Genomic DNA, 14250 nt, shown 5'->3' on the forward strand with positions numbered 1-14250 from the left:
ACTGGAAACCCCTGACATGTTGCCTGAAGTCACCCAATTCGAAGATACCGTCACCCTCGTCAGTGACACCGGCATCCAGTTCATGGACTTTGCCCTGCGCCTCGATCCGCGCAAGGAGCCGGCCGGCGAGTTCGCCCCGATGATCAGCGGGCTGGTCTGCCGCCTGCTGTACAACGAAGCGAAGGATTTCTACTTCTACGAACCCGAACCGGAAAAGATCGAAAAGACCAAGCCGGTGTTCAGCGTCGACATGAAAAGCAGCCTCGAGCTGCTGGACGGTGTCTGGCTGCCGATCCCGTTCTTCCGCTTCATGCCGCCGCACCGTTTCGACGAAGGCCCGAACAACTGGTCGCGGATGCGCCTGGTCAAGCTGCCGGCCCCGGACATCGACGGCAACACCCACCGCCTGACCCTGGCCTTCGACAGCCGGGTCATGCCCAAGCGCGAAGGCACCGCCTACCTGGCGCCGAACGAGGAAGACATCAGCTCCGGCGTGTCCTTCAGGCTCGCCGGCCAGGCCCGGGAGCTGCGCTGGTTCCTGGCCCAGCCGTGGGTCAACGAATGGCTGCTGGAAGTGTTCAACGAGGGCAATACCCATCGCTCCCGTGAAGAGCTGGATATCGACATCCGCGCCAACCACCACCTGGCCCACTACCTGAACGTGCTCAGCCTGCTGGACAAGCCGACGGCGGCGCAGCAGTCCGACAAACCGCCGAAGGTCGAGATCCCCGAACTCAAGGTGGTCGCCAACGACAGCAACGGCCTGGTCAAGCCGATTCCGGTGGACCTGGTGCTGGACGTCGGCAACTCGCGCACCTGCGGGATCCTGATCGAGAACCACGGCCAGGCCGGGTCCGGGCTCAAGCAGAACTATGTGCTGGAACTGCGCGACCTGATCACCCCCGAACACACCTACAACCAGCCGTTCGAAAGCCGCGTGGAGTTCTCCCAGGCCTACTTCGGCAAGGACCACTGTTCGGTCAAGAGCGGCCGGCACGATGCGTTCCAGTGGGCGACCATCGCCCGCGTCGGCAGCGAGGCCGGGCGCCTGGCCAGCCGCCGCCGGGGCACCGAGGGTTCCACCGGGCTCTCCAGCCCGAAACGCTACCTGTGGGACGAGAACGCCTACGGCCACGGCTGGCGCTTCAACTGCTCCTACGTCAAGACCGACAACGAGCCCTACGCCACCGCGGCACCGTTCTCGCACCTGATCAACGAAACCGGCGAGGCGCTCTACGCCCTCGACGAAGACGACCGCCTGCCGGTGTTCATGCCGCGCTATTCGCGCAGCTCGCTGATGACCTTCATGCTGGCCGAGGTACTGGCCCAGGCGCTGTCGCAGATCAACAGCCCGGCCCAGCGCTCGCGCCAGGGCCACACCCGGGTGCCGCGCCAGCTCAACAGCGTGACCCTGACCGTGCCGCCGGGCATGCCCCAGGCCGAACGCAGCATCCTCAACGAGCGCATGCTGCAAGCCATCGGCCTGGTGTGGAAAAGCCTGGGCTGGCACGCCGGCGAAGAAGACCCGTACCAGGATGAAAGCCACAAGGCACGCACGCCGATCCCGAGCATCCGCGTGGAATGGGACGAGGCCTCCTGTGGCCAGTTGGTGTACCTGTACACCGAGGTCAACGAGAACTTCGCCGGTCACCCCGAAGAGTTCTTCAACACCATCGCCCGCCCGGACAAGACCGATCGCGAGCGCATCACCCTGGCGACCATCGACATCGGCGGCGGCACCACCGACCTGGTGATCACCGATTACCGTCTCGACCGCGCCGGCAACATGGGCAGCGGCAGCAACGTGCACATCGTGCCCGAGCAGCGTTTTCGCGATGGCTTCAAGGTGGCCGGCGACGACATCCTGCTCGACGTGATCCAGGACTTCATCCTGCCCAGCTTCGAGAAGGCCCTGCGCAGCGCCGGCGTGCATGCCCCCGACTCGTTGATGTCGCGCCTGTGCGGCGGCGAGACGGTCAGCGTCCAGGACGAGATCCTGCGCCAGCAACTCAACCTGCAGGTTTTCGTCCCCCTGGGCCTGGCGCTGCTCAAGGCCTACGAGCACTACGACCCGCAGGACCAGGCGGACGTGGTCATCCACAGCTATCGCGACCTGCTGGGCGACAACGCCATCGGCCAGACCGTGCTCGACTACGTCAACAGCGCGGTGCGGCGCGAGGTCGGCGGGCACAGCACCTTCGACCTGTACCAGGCGTCGCTCGGCTTCGACCTGCAGCGCCTGCACGGCGCCTTCCTCAACGACCAGATCAACATCAGCAAAATCCTCGGCGCGCTCTGCGAGGTGGTGGCCCACTACCCGTGCGACGTGTTGCTGCTGACGGGCCGGCCATCGCGCCTGCCCGGCGTCCTGGCCTATATCCGCAAGGTCCTGCCGCTGCCACCGGGGCGGATCCTGGCGCTGCAGAACTACCGCACCGGCGGCTGGTACCCGTTCCACAAGAACGGCCGCATCGACGACCCGAAAAGCACCGCCTCGGTCGGCGCCATGCTCTGCCTGTTGTGCGCCAACCACAGCATGCCGAACTTCTATTTCCGCTCCTCGGCACTCAAGCCGTACTCGACGGTCAAACACATCGGCATCATCGACCAGGCCAACGTGATCAAGGATGCCGACGTGCTGTATCGCGACATCCAGTCCGAGGACAACAAGATCAAGCTGCCGGTGATCGGCACCGGGGACGAGGCCGACACGCCGCAGCTGGAAATGCGCGGCGACCTGCGCCTGGGCTTCCGCCAGTTGGCCGCCGAACGCTGGGCCGCATCACCGCTCTACACCCTGAGCTTCACCCCCGCCGGCCGCGATAAGTTCTCCCGGGCCATCGGCGAGAACGGCGACGCGCCGCTGCTCAAGGTGCGCTTCGAGGTCAAGGGTCCGGACAAGCACACGCGCAAGCACGGGCTGGTCAGCGACCGGCTCTCGGTCAGCGGCATCGAATCCAACAGCAACAACGTCAGCTTCAACCCGCGCAGCGACCTCAAGCTGGAGCTCAACACTCTGCTTGATGCCAGCCTGAGCGAGACCAAGTACTGGCTCGACAGTGGAAGTGTGAAACGCAAATGAACGACCTGACCCCGGAACAGACTCAGCTCTCCACCCGTTGGGCCGCGGTTTATGAAGGTGCCGGTCAGGCGCTGGAATGGATCGGCCAGACCCGTGGCAATGCTCCTCGGCTGGACGGCGAAGCCGATAACCTGAACCTGCGTTTACACCGCGCGCGCAACCTGGCGCACAGCCTCGGGCGCGTCGCGTGCACACCGATGACCATCGGCTTCTTCGGCCTGTCCCAGGCCGGCAAGTCGTACCTGATCTCAGCCCTGGCGGCGGGCCGCAATGGCAAGCTGGAAACCGATTTCGGCGGCAAGCGCCTGGACTTCATCGAGCACATCAACCCGGTGGGTGGCGGCAAGGAAGCCACCGGCCTGGTCACGCGCTTCAGCCGCCGGGCCAAGCCCAGCGACGACCCGCAGTTTCCGGTGGAGCTCAAACTGTTCAACGAGATCGAACTGGCGAAGATCCTCGCCAATTCCTGGTTCAAGGACTTCGACCTGGAGCGGATCTCCTACGAGATCGACGAAGAACGCATCCAGCGCGTGCTCAAGCCGTTCGAAGGGCGGGAAACCGGCCCTGTGCAGCCCGGGGTCAACGCCGACGACCTGGTGTCGTTGTGGGACTACCTGCGGGACAACTTCCGCAACTCGGTGAAAAAACTCGAGCACCTGTACTGGCCCAAGGCCCTGCAACTGGCGCCGCGCCTGAACTTCCAGGAACGCGCCGAGCTGTTCTCGATTCTCTGGGGCGAGCAACGGGAACTGGTCCGCGCCTATCAGCAACTGGCCGGGGCGCTGCACACCCTGGGCCTGCCGGAAACCGTGTTCGCCCCGCTGCACGCCCTGGTGCGTTTTGAAAACGACGCCTACAGCCAGCGCGACAGCATCATGAACGTCGATATCCTCGAACGCTTCGGCAGCCCGCAAGACCTGCCCATCGAGGTCCGCCCACGGCTGGCCGGAAGCCTGCGCAACAGCCAGGGCATCCCGGTGGCGCAGCTGGCGGCGTTGACCGCGGAAATGACCTTCCGCCTGATCGAGCCGCCCAGCGACGAGATCGTCGATCAGGTCGACCTGCTGGACTTCCCCGGCTACCGCGGGCGCAAGAAACTCCATGACATCGCCAGCTCCAGCGACCCGGAGTCCAGCACCAAGGACAACTCCGTTTCCCAACTGATCCTGCGGGGCAAGGTCGCCTATCTGTTCGAGCGCTACACCGATAACCAGGAAATGAACGCCCTGGTGGTCTGCACCAGCTCGACCAAGCAGAGCGACGTCAACGACGTGGGGCCGGTACTGACCCGCTGGATCGAAAAGACCCAGGGCGGCGACGCCGCGACCCGGGCCAAGCGCGAAACCGGATTGATCTGGGCGCTGACCATGCTCGACCTGCGGGTCGGCTCCTCGCTCAAACTGACCCCGGCGCAGTACGACGAAAGCTGGGACGGGATGGTCAAGCTGACCATGCTCGAACGCTTCGGCAGCCTGCCGTGGATGAACGACTGGGCCGGGACCCCGTTCCAGAACACCTTCCTGGTGCGCAAACCGCGCATGGACGCGGCCTTCATCAAGCAAGACGGCTCAGGGGCGGAAACCGGGATCAACCCGGATTATCAGGCGCGCCTCATTGAGTTGGGGCAAAGCTTCGCCAGCAACGCCCTGGTGCGCAAACACATCAAGGAACCGAGCCAGGCCTGGCAGGCCATGCTCAAGACCGACGACGGCGGCATCAGCCATTTCAGCGGCAGCTTCGCCGGCGTCGCCAATACCGCGTTCAAGCTGCAACGGATTCGTGAGCAACTGGACGAGTGCATCGAGAGCCTGACCGTCCACGGCCTGAGCACCTGGTACCACGCCGATGGCGACGGCGCCGCGGCAGCCAAGAAGGCCCAGGCGCAGATGATCCTCAGCCAGCTGGGACGGCGCCCGGCCGTGCTCGGCGAGCTGATCGACCACCTGGGCGTGCCCAGCGAAGAGATCCGCGACCTCTACCTCAGCGGCGTCTACGAAAACGACGAAGCCGAAACCGCCAGCGACGAACCCGCCGCCCCGGCCGCGAGCCCGAGTCTGTATGGCGACGAAGGCGGTTTCGATTTCGGCGACCTGGGCGACGACCTGGGCCCGGACAGCAGCCCGGCCAGCCCCGCGGCGGCCACCCAGGCGCCGGAAGCGCAAGGCAACGAACATCGCTTCGCCAAGGCGGCCTTCACCGCGTGGATTGCCCACCTGCGCGACCTGCCGAGCCGCCAGAGCCTGCTGACGCTGCTGGGGCTGGAAAAACCGCTGGTCGAAGCGGTGGTCGACGAGCTGGTCACCGCCGGCTATCGCCAGGACCTGCCCGGCCAACTGAGCCGGGCCGTGCTCAAGCGGGCCCAGAGCAGCGCCCGCCGCGACCAGCTGGTGGAGCGGCAGGTGCTGGAAGTGCAGCGGGTGCTGCGCGACTTCGTGTCCTGGTTCGGCTACATCCAGAAGCCGGTCGGCGAGCGGCCCAACAGCCGCGCGGGCGCCAAGGCGCCGCTGTTCTCCTTCTACACCGACGTGGGCCCGGGCCAGTTGCCCGTGCTACCGGCGCAACCGGCGAACCAGGCGCAGCTGTTCCTGGGCGACTGGCTCTCGGGCCTGGCCTACATCACCCTGGACAACGCCGGACATGGCGCCGGCCGCGAAATCACCCCCGAACAGAACGAAAAGCTGGGCCGCGTGCTCACAGCCTTCACAGCGAGATAAGCAATGCCCATTCGAGTCGACCTGCTCGCGTTAGAACCCAATGCACCTGGCCAGGCCCGCCTGACAGTGAAGAAATGGCAAGGCAGCGCGCAGAACCTGGAGTTCTCGATCCAGCGCAACCAGGATGCCTTCTACCTGCAGCACGGCCAGCAGTGGAGCAACAGTCCGTACTGGTTCCAGGTCTCCCGCTTCGACCAGGATGCCAGCGGCGAAGCCCTGCAGACCCTGGTCGGTCCGGAGGTGGTCGACCCGTTGCTGGAAGGCAGCGCCAACTCCAACTTCCAGATCGAGCTGCGCGAGCAAGGCCCGGGCCTCAGCGACAAGGGCGTGGTGCGCCCGGGCGCCGGCCTGTTGCCATCCACCGCGGGCGGCCAGACCCGTTCGACCTACGACGCCGGTCACCTGGCGGCAACCGCGGCGGCCGCCCCGGAGATTCCTCAACTGCCGGAACTGCCTCTGCCCGAACCGGAGCCTGAGCCGGAACCCGAGCCCAACTTCGTCATCAGCGAAACCGAACCCCTGGCGCCCCCTCTGCCGGCGAGGAAGAACAACAAGCCGTTCTGGATCTGGCCATTGCTGCTGATCCTGGCGCTGCTGATCGCCGCCGCGGCCTGGTTCTGGCTCAAGAAGCCGGAGGCCCCCGCGCCGGTTGCCAGCGCGCCGGCGCCCACCGCCGACGCCGCGGCCTGCACCCTGGAAAGTATGAACAGCCAGCCCGAGCTGGCGTTCGTCCAGGCCTGCATCAAGGCCGCGCCAGCCAGCGCCCAGTTGCTGGAGATCATCAACCTGGCCAAGGCCAACAAGCACTGCGGCGTAGCCCAGCGCCTGTACGCCAACCGCGCCCAGGCTGGCGACCTGCAGATCGCCAGCGCCTACGCCCACGAGTACGACCCCAAGTACCACCAGGCCAGCAGCTGCTTCGCCGAGCCCGACAAGGCCACGGCCGCCTACTGGTACGAAACCATCCTCAGCCATGAACCGGACAACGCGGAAGCCAAGCAGCGCTTCGAGGAGTTGCAGAAGTGAGTCGCGCATCCCTGAACCGCTTCCTGCTCGGCGGCGCCGCGCTCCTGGCGCTAGGCATCAGCTCCCTGTCCCAGGGCGCCGACCAGCCGCTGATCCAGGCCGGCAAGAAGACCCTGTTCCAACGCGTGCTGACCACCCCGGGCTGTCACCTCAGCCCGTCGGCGGGCGGCGCGGCCGGCGAGGCGCAACCGACCTTCTCCCGCTTCTATGTGTACGAACGGGCCCAGGCCGGTAACGCCGAATGGCTGAAAGTCGGCCCCGACAGCTACGGCAAGACCGTCGGCTGGCTGCCGGCCAGCTGCACCACCGACTGGAAAATGCAGCTGACCCTGGCCTTCACCAACCCGGCCAACCGCGACCGCCTGCTGTTCTTCAAGGACCGCGCCACCGTCGAAGGCATCCTCGATGCGCCGGACCCGGTGAGCAAGGTCGCGCCGCTGCGCGCCAAGCTCAAGCAGGGTGCCCAGGCCCCCGGCGTGCTGGCGCAGGAGCCGGAGTACTTCGTCGACCTGCAAAAGCAGTTCTACCTGCTGCCGATTCTCAGCGGCGAAGAAGTGATGACCGAAAGCGGCTTCCGCACGCGCCTGCTGAACGTGGCCTCGGTCAGCAAGGACGAGGACCCGAACGCCAAGGGCAGCAATGCCGCGGGCGCCAACGGCGGCACCGGTGGCGACGTCAATGGCAGCAGCCAGCTGAAGGAATTCAGCGCCGCGGTGGTGTTCGTCATCGACTCGACCATCTCCATGGACCCCTACATCGACCGCACCCGCGAGGCGATCCGCAAGGTCTACCAGCAGATCGAGTCGCAGAACCTGGGCAAGCAGGTCAAGTTCGGCCTGGTCGCCTTCCGCTCCAGCACCAAGGCCGTACCGGGCCTGGAGTACGTCACCAAGATGTACGCCGACCCCAACCAGGTCAAAGACAGCGCCGACTTCCTGGCCAAGGTCGCGGACCTGAAACAGGCCAAGGTGTCCAGCAGCAGCTTCGACGAAGACGCCTATGCCGGCGTCATGCACAGCATCGACAAGGTCGACTGGAGCCAGTTCGGCGCGCGCTATGTGGTGCTGATCACCGACGCCGGCGCCATCGAAGGCGACGACAAGCTGTCGAACACCGGGCTCAGCGCCACCCAGGTGCGCCTCGAAGCGGCCAAGCCCGGCGTCGCCATCTACACCCTGCACCTCAAGACCCCGGCGGGAGAGAAGGACCACAGCAAGGCCCAGGCGCAGTATCAGAACCTCTCGACCTACCCGGGCACCAACACCTCGCTGTACTACCCGGTCGACGCCGGCGACGTCCAGGCCTTCGGCCGCAAGGTCGACGCCCTGGCCGCCGCCATCACCTCCCAGGTGAAAGCCGCGTACATGGGTGAAGACGCCATTGGCAGCGCCCTCAACGCCAAGCAGGACCCGGCCGAGAAGAAAATGCTCGAGGATGCCGCCCTGATCGGCCACGCCATGCAGCTGGCCTACCTCGGCGAGAAGACCAACAGCAAGGCGCCGCCGGTGTTCAAGGCGTGGATCACCGACCGCGACCTGATCAAGCAGAACATCCCCACCACCGATGTGCGGGTGCTGCTGACCAAGGCCCAGCTCAGCGACCTCAGTGACGTGATGAAAAAGATCCTCGACGCCGCCAACGAAGGCCTGATCTCACCGACCGAAATGTTCGAGCGCCTGCGCTCGGTGGCCGCCACCATGGGCGCCGACCCCAACCAGCTGAAGCAGAAGGGCAACGCCAAGCTCGCCGAGATGGGCGTGCTCGGCGAGTACCTGGAAGACCTGCCGTACCAGAGCGAGGTGTTGAACCTGGATGAGGAAACCTGGAAGAGCTGGGATGGCCTGGCCCAGGAAAAATTCATCCGCACGCTGAACACCAAGCTGCGTCACTACCAGCGTTACAACGCCGACGTCGACCGTTGGGTGGCCCTGGCCAAGGACAGCGATGCCCGGGACAACGTGTACCCGGTGCCCCTGGAAATGATGCCTTAACGAGACGCCCATGCTGGATATCAAGAACCTGCTGGTGCGCCGGGGCGAAGGCGCGCAGGCGCACCAGGTGCGCCTGCCGGAGCTGCGTATCGGTGCCGGCCAGATCCTGGCCATCACCGGTGAAAGCGGCTGCGGCAAAAGCACCCTGCTCGAAGCCATCGGCCTGCTGCTGCGCCCCGTGGAGCTGCAGCGCTTCAGCCTGGAGCCGGCGAACTCGCCGGCCGCGGCGCCGCTGGACATCGGCCGCTTGCTCGCCGCCGACGACCAGCCGGCCCTGGCGGCGGTGCGCTCGCGGCACCTGGGGTTCATCCTGCAGAGCGGCGGCCTGCTGCCCTTCCTCAGCGTCCGCGACAATATCCGCCTGCCCCGTCGCCTGCTCGGCATGCCGCTGCACAGCGAGCACGTCGACCGGGCCATCGCCGCCCTGCGCCTGGAAGCGCTGCTGGACAAACGCCCCCAGGCCCTGTCCATCGGCGAGCGGCAACGGGTCGCCTGTGTCCGGGCCATCGCCCATGAGCCGCAGCTGTTGCTGGCCGACGAACCCACGGCGGCGCTCGATCCCCACAGCGCCAGGCGCCTGTTCGAGTTGCTGTTGAGCCTGGTCGCGAACCTGGGGCTGAGCGCCCTGGTGGTGTCCCATGACTGGGCCTTGCTCAAGGACTTCGGCTTGTCGCGGCTGGCCGCCACCAGCCGCCAGGGAGAAACGTCGTTTGAACCTTTGGATTGATCGCCTGCGCCTGCTCGGCAAGCTGGCCATGGAAGACCTCTGGCACGACCGCAAGGTGTCGCTGTGCATCGCCGCCTCGCTGGTGGCGGTGATCGCTCCGCTGTTGCTGCTGTTCGGCCTCAAGCACGGGGTGGTCAGCCAGTTGCAGGGCGAGCTGCTGCGCGATCCGCGTAACCTTGAAGTGAAGATGCTCAGCAGCGGCAACTACAACGACGCCTGGATCGAACGCCTGCGCCAGCAGCCGCAGACCGGCTTCGCCCTCGGCCAGACCCGGTCGCTCAACACCCAGGCCGACCTGTTTATCGGCCTGCAGCGTTTCGTCGAAAACGCCGAGATCATCCCCACCGACGTCGGCGACCCCCAGCTGAACCTGCCGCAGATCAACCCCAGCGGCCATCAGGTGGTCCTCAGCGCGCAGGCCGCACAACGCCTGCAGGCCAAGGTCGGCGACAGCGTGCGCCTGCGCGCCGAACGGCGCCTGGACGGCAACCGGGAACGCGGGGAAGTGACCCTGAGCGTGATCGCGATCCTCGACAGCGCGCGCTTCGGGCGCGCCGCCGGGTTTGTCGCGCCGGCCCTGCTGCTGAACCTGGAGCGCTTTCGCGACGGCTATCAGGTCAGCGAATTCGGGGTCGACAGCGGCAAGCCCCTGGGCGACCTGCAACCGCTATACGCCCGGGCCCGCCTCTATGCCCGGGACATCGACCAGGTGGCGGCGCTGGAGCGCTGGCTGAACCAGCAACACATCGAAACCTCCAGCCGCCTGGCCGACATCGACAACGTCAAGGCCATCAACCATGTGCTGGGGCTGATCTTCGGGGTCATCGCCCTGGCGGCGCTGATCGGTTGCGTGGCCTCGATGGTCGGGGCCTTCCTGGCCAACATCGACCGCAAGCGCAAGAGCCTCGCGGTATTGCGCCTGCTGGGGTTCGCGCGCCCGGCGGTGGCTGGGTTCGTGGTGCTGCAGGCGTTGTTCCTGAGCCTGGCCGGCTACCTCGGCGGGCTGGGGTTCTACTGGGTCGGCAGCCAGCTGTTCGACCGCCTGCTCGGCAGCAGCCAGGCCACCGGCACCTTTGTTTGTCACATCACGATCTGGCACGGCCTGGCGGCCCTGCTCATCACCTTTCTGGTTGCCGCGCTGGTTGCCGTCATCGGCGCCGCGCGAGCCATCAGCATCCAACCTGCGGAGAGTCTGCGTGAGCTATAAACGTTTCGGCTGGCTGTTGCCCCTGAGCCTGGGCTACCTGCTCGACGCCTCGGCCGCGGGCTGGGAAGAGAAGTTCTACAACCCGATGCCCCAGGACAACGACGTGGTCCTGCCCATGCCCTGCGAAGGCTCGATGGTATTTCGCAAAGTGTTCATTCCGGTGGCCGGGCCGCTGGACGATTACCCGACCAACATCGGCCAGGACGGTTCGGAGTACGGCTACGTCGAGCAGACCCGGCCGACCTTCATCGCCGGCAGCTTCACCGGGGCCAAGAGCGACAAGTCCCGCTACTACCTGCTGGCCAAGTACGAGATGAGCCAGCTGCAATACGCCGCCCTGACCGAAGACACCTGCCCGACCGCCTCGACCAAGATGCGCCTGCCGCAAGTGGCGATCAGTTGGGTCCAGGCCGTGGAGGCAGCGGACAAATACAACCTGTGGCTGCGCAAGAACGCCGCCGACAAGCTGCCCAAGGAAGACGGCGCGCTGGGCTTCCTGCGGCTGCCGACCGAGGTGGAGTGGGAATTCGCTGCCCGGGGCGGGATCGAGGTCGGCACCGCCGAATTCCGTGACACCCGTTACCCGATGCCGGAAGGCCTGAACGCCTACGAGTGGTTTGCCGGCGCTCAATCGGCCAACGGCAAGCTGCAACTGAGCGGCCTGCAGAAACCCAACCCGCTGGGCCTGCACGACATGCTCGGCAACGCCGACGAGATGATGTTCGAGCCCTTCCGCCTGAACAAGCTCGACCGCCAGCACGGCCAGGCCGGCGGCTATGTGGTGCGCGGCGGCAACTACCTGACGTCCCAGGCCGACCTGCGGACCTCGCTGCGCAAAGAGGAGCCGTACTACAACAGCGACGGCCAGGTGAAGAACAAGACCACTGGCCTGCGCCTGGCCCTGGTGTCACCGACCCTGACCTCCCGCGAACGGGTGGCCAGCATCGAAAGCAGCTGGAAGAAACTCGGCAACGGCGCCCCGGCCAACTCCCCTTCGACCCCCGGCACCGCCCAGGCCCTGGGCACCCTGGCCTCGGGCGTCGAGGACAAGGCGCTCAAGGAGAAGCTCCAGGCCCTGGAAAACCAGCTGCGCGCCAGCAACCAGCAGCAGGAAGAAACCCGCGACCAGGCGATCCGCGCCAGCCTCAACCTCGGCGCCTTCCTGTGCACCAAAATGCTCGATGACGGCCAGTACGTGGACTTCCTGCAGAAGAACTACGCCCTCAACTGCGAATCGGCCGAGAAAGACGCCACCTGCGACATGCGCAAGGGCAAGCTCGACGAGCAGAAGGACCGCCTGCACAAACTCAGCCGCTACTACGCCAGCAGCCTGGTGGAGTCGGCCTCGCTGTACGGCCAGCCGCTGATCGAGCCGCAGGTGCCGGTGATGGAAGAAATCATCTCGCGCAACAAGCAGTTGCAAGACCTCAAGCCGTACCTGCGCACCCACTGGGCCAACCAGAAGACCTTCCTGCAAAAGCAGAAGATCGACACCGAGGCCTGGCTGAAAAGCTGCAAGTCCGTGACCCAATAGCACTACCAGCACCGCTATAAAAAATGCCCATATCGTCTACCAGGAGCACCCCCATGTCGCGCAGCCTTCGGACTCGCTTCAAGCTACAGATCGCTTTCATCCTCGCCGGCAGCCTGCTGCTGAGCGGCTGCGCCAACACCGGCAGCTCCATGCTGGACAACGATGCAGGCCCCGATCCGCGCCTGACCCAGGGCAATGACGCGCAGTTCTTCAGCAAGTCCGGCTACCAGGCCTGCGCCGTCGGTGCTGGCATCGGCATCCTCAGCTGCGCCCTGTCCAACAGCAACAACAAGGCGGTGTGCGCCGTCGCCGCGGGCATCGCCGCCTGTGGCGTGGCCATGGGCGCCAACTACTACCTGGACCAGCGTCGCAGCGAGTACGCCGACACCAGCACCCGCCTGCAGAAAATGAACGCCGACGTGCAGCAGGACACCCAGAACGTCATCGCCCGGACCGCGACCGCCCAACAGGTGATCAAGGACGACCAGGCGCGCATCGCCCAGATCAAGCGCGACATGGCCAACAAGAAGCTGGACAAGGCCAGGGCGCAAACCCAGATCGCCGAGATCGACCAGAACATCGCCCGCCTGCGCAAGGACCTGACAAACATGCGCAACAAGGCGACCGAGTACGCCAAGGTCGCCGACATGGAACGCGCCCAGGGCTCCAGCGCGGAAATCAAGCAGGTGGACATGAGCATCATGAAGATGAACGCAAAAGTCGCTTCGCTGCAGAAAGAAGTGGACGCCCTGTACAGCCAGCGTTCGGCAATCACCCTGGGTTGAGATCATGAGCATGAACACGGCAAGACACTGGGCGACGCTCGCCCTGGCCCTGACCCTGGGCGGCTGCGCCAGCAACCCGGGCGAGTGCGACGCGACCAACCGCGATGCCAGCCTGCTGACCAAGATGAACTGCGACTACTCCGGTGGCTACAGCGAACAGGTCAAGCAGAAGGAACAGGCCCTGACCGCCTCCCGTCAGGAAAACGCCATGTTCCGCCAGGTATACGACAATATCGCCGCCCAGCAGGCCAGCACCCGCAAGGACCTGGCCAGCCAGCAGCAGGCCCAGGCTTCGCTGAACCAATCCCTGGGGCAGTTGCTCAAATCGCTCAAGGCCCGGCATGGCAACGAGAGCCAGGTACAGAAACAGATTGCCGGGCTCGAACAGCAACTCAAGGCCTCCCAGGCCAAGACCGCCAGCAACACCCCGGCGGCCCTGGCCGCCAAGCAGGCAGAACTCAAGGCCCTGCAGAAGAAGGTCAACCAGCTGCAGTTCAGCCTGGGTTACGAGTAACCCGCTCTTTCTTCAACCTTGCAGGCATCTTTCGGGATGCCTGCGCCCTTTTCAGGAATCGTCTGCATGCAACGGGTCATCCGGGATGGTCAGTTCACCGTCGACAAGGCCGATGCGCTGTCGGCCAAGGTCGCGCTGATCCAGAAACACTTCCCGCCCACTATCGCCAGCCTCTATGCCATTCCCCGCCAAGGCAGCGGCGACGTGCTGGAATGGTGGACCGAGCTGGGCGGCCAGCCCACGCCCTATGCCGCACTGAACGAGGACCAGCAACGGCGTTTGCTGGATCTCTACCAGCAGCGCCAGGAAGCCCTGGGCCGACTCGCAGACGAGTTGCAAAACCGCAACCAGCCCGACGCCGCCAGCCTGCGCACGCTGATCGGCCCGCCGGAGCTGGAGGATCTCTACAGCCTCAACGGCGAGCCGCTGGTGGTTCGCTGGGGCCTGCGCCCACCGAAACCCGTGCCACCGCCGGTCATGGTGCCGCCGGTGGCGGTAGCGCCGAGCCGCAACTGGTGGAAACTCGCCGCGACGCTGCTGGCCCTGCTGCTATTGCTGCTCCTGCTGTGGGCGGCCTACTGGTTTTTCTGCCCGAAAAGCCATCCCGTGGTGCCGGAGCCGGTGGCGCCCGCGCCCGTCGAGACTCCCGCCAAGGCAGCGGAACCGGTCG

At 65.7% G+C, this 14250-nt stretch carries 9 protein-coding genes and 1 pseudogene; all 10 read left to right on the forward strand.

All coding sequences use genetic code 11. The features are described 5' to 3' along the window. Window positions 1-16: 16 nt before the first annotated feature. Window positions 17-3082, forward strand: a complete 3066-nt coding sequence (locus ACQKQA_RS16240; protein WP_427559380.1) for a virulence factor SrfB — start codon at window positions 17-19, stop codon at window positions 3080-3082. Further along, window positions 3079-5796 carry a putative virulence factor gene (locus tag ACQKQA_RS16245; RefSeq protein ID WP_427559383.1) on the forward strand — a complete coding sequence of 906 codons (2718 nt, stop codon included), beginning with the start codon at window positions 3079-3081 and terminating at the stop codon, window positions 5794-5796. Before ACQKQA_RS16240 ends, ACQKQA_RS16245 begins: the two co-directional genes overlap by 4 nt. A 3-nt stretch (window positions 5797-5799) precedes the next feature. Further along, on the forward strand, window positions 5800-6822 hold the full coding sequence (locus tag ACQKQA_RS16250; protein WP_427559385.1) for a hypothetical protein: 1023 nt from the start codon (window positions 5800-5802) through the stop codon (window positions 6820-6822). A gap of 23 nt (window positions 6823-6845) precedes the next feature. Next, window positions 6846-8813 (forward strand): vWA domain-containing protein, encoded by a 1968-nt coding sequence (locus tag ACQKQA_RS16255; protein ID WP_427559406.1) that lies wholly within the window; start codon window positions 6846-6848, stop codon window positions 8811-8813. A 10-nt stretch (window positions 8814-8823) separates the two neighbouring features. Then, window positions 8824-9540, forward strand: coding sequence for an ABC transporter ATP-binding protein (locus ACQKQA_RS16260; RefSeq protein ID WP_427559388.1), 717 nt, complete (start codon window positions 8824-8826; stop codon window positions 9538-9540). Beyond that, the gene (locus ACQKQA_RS16265) at window positions 9524-10747 is read left to right on the forward strand and encodes an ABC transporter permease (RefSeq protein ID WP_427559391.1); all 1224 of its coding nucleotides are present in this window, start codon (window positions 9524-9526) and stop codon (window positions 10745-10747) included. The genes ACQKQA_RS16260 and ACQKQA_RS16265 overlap by 17 nt, the downstream gene beginning before the upstream one ends. Further along, window positions 10737-12281: an SUMF1/EgtB/PvdO family nonheme iron enzyme gene (locus tag ACQKQA_RS16270; RefSeq protein ID WP_427559394.1), complete on the forward strand. Its 1545-nt coding sequence runs from the start codon at window positions 10737-10739 to the stop codon at window positions 12279-12281. The genes ACQKQA_RS16265 and ACQKQA_RS16270 overlap by 11 nt, the downstream gene beginning before the upstream one ends. A gap of 53 nt (window positions 12282-12334) precedes the next feature. After that, window positions 12335-13066: a hypothetical protein gene (locus ACQKQA_RS16275; protein ID WP_427559397.1), complete on the forward strand. Its 732-nt coding sequence runs from the start codon at window positions 12335-12337 to the stop codon at window positions 13064-13066. A gap of 10 nt (window positions 13067-13076) precedes the next feature. Continuing rightward, entirely contained in the window at window positions 13077-13580 is a 504-nt protein-coding gene (locus ACQKQA_RS16280) for a hypothetical protein (RefSeq protein WP_427559400.1), read from the forward strand. Window positions 13581-13646: 66 nt separating this feature from the next. Then, a pseudogene (locus tag ACQKQA_RS16285) lies at window positions 13647-14250 on the forward strand (hypothetical protein); the annotation flags it as partial.

Source organism: Pseudomonas sp. NPDC089530, from assembly GCF_050280705.1.
Taxonomy (GTDB): Bacteria; Pseudomonadota; Gammaproteobacteria; order Pseudomonadales; family Pseudomonadaceae; genus Aquipseudomonas.

Bases quoted from the DNA above. Each gene is read 5' to 3' on its own strand.
- ACQKQA_RS16240 (WP_427559380.1), top strand. From the start codon at position 17: ATGTTGCCTGAAGTCACCCAATTCGAAGATACCGTCACCCTCGTCAGT.
- ACQKQA_RS16245 (WP_427559383.1), top strand. From the start codon at position 3,079: ATGAACGACCTGACCCCGGAACAGACTCAGCTCTCCACCCGTTGGGCC.
- ACQKQA_RS16250 (WP_427559385.1), top strand. From the start codon at position 5,800: ATGCCCATTCGAGTCGACCTGCTCGCGTTAGAACCCAATGCACCTGGC.
- ACQKQA_RS16260 (WP_427559388.1), top strand. From the start codon at position 8,824: ATGCTGGATATCAAGAACCTGCTGGTGCGCCGGGGCGAAGGCGCGCAG.
- ACQKQA_RS16275 (WP_427559397.1), top strand. From the start codon at position 12,335: ATGTCGCGCAGCCTTCGGACTCGCTTCAAGCTACAGATCGCTTTCATC.
- ACQKQA_RS16280 (WP_427559400.1), top strand. From the start codon at position 13,077: ATGAACACGGCAAGACACTGGGCGACGCTCGCCCTGGCCCTGACCCTG.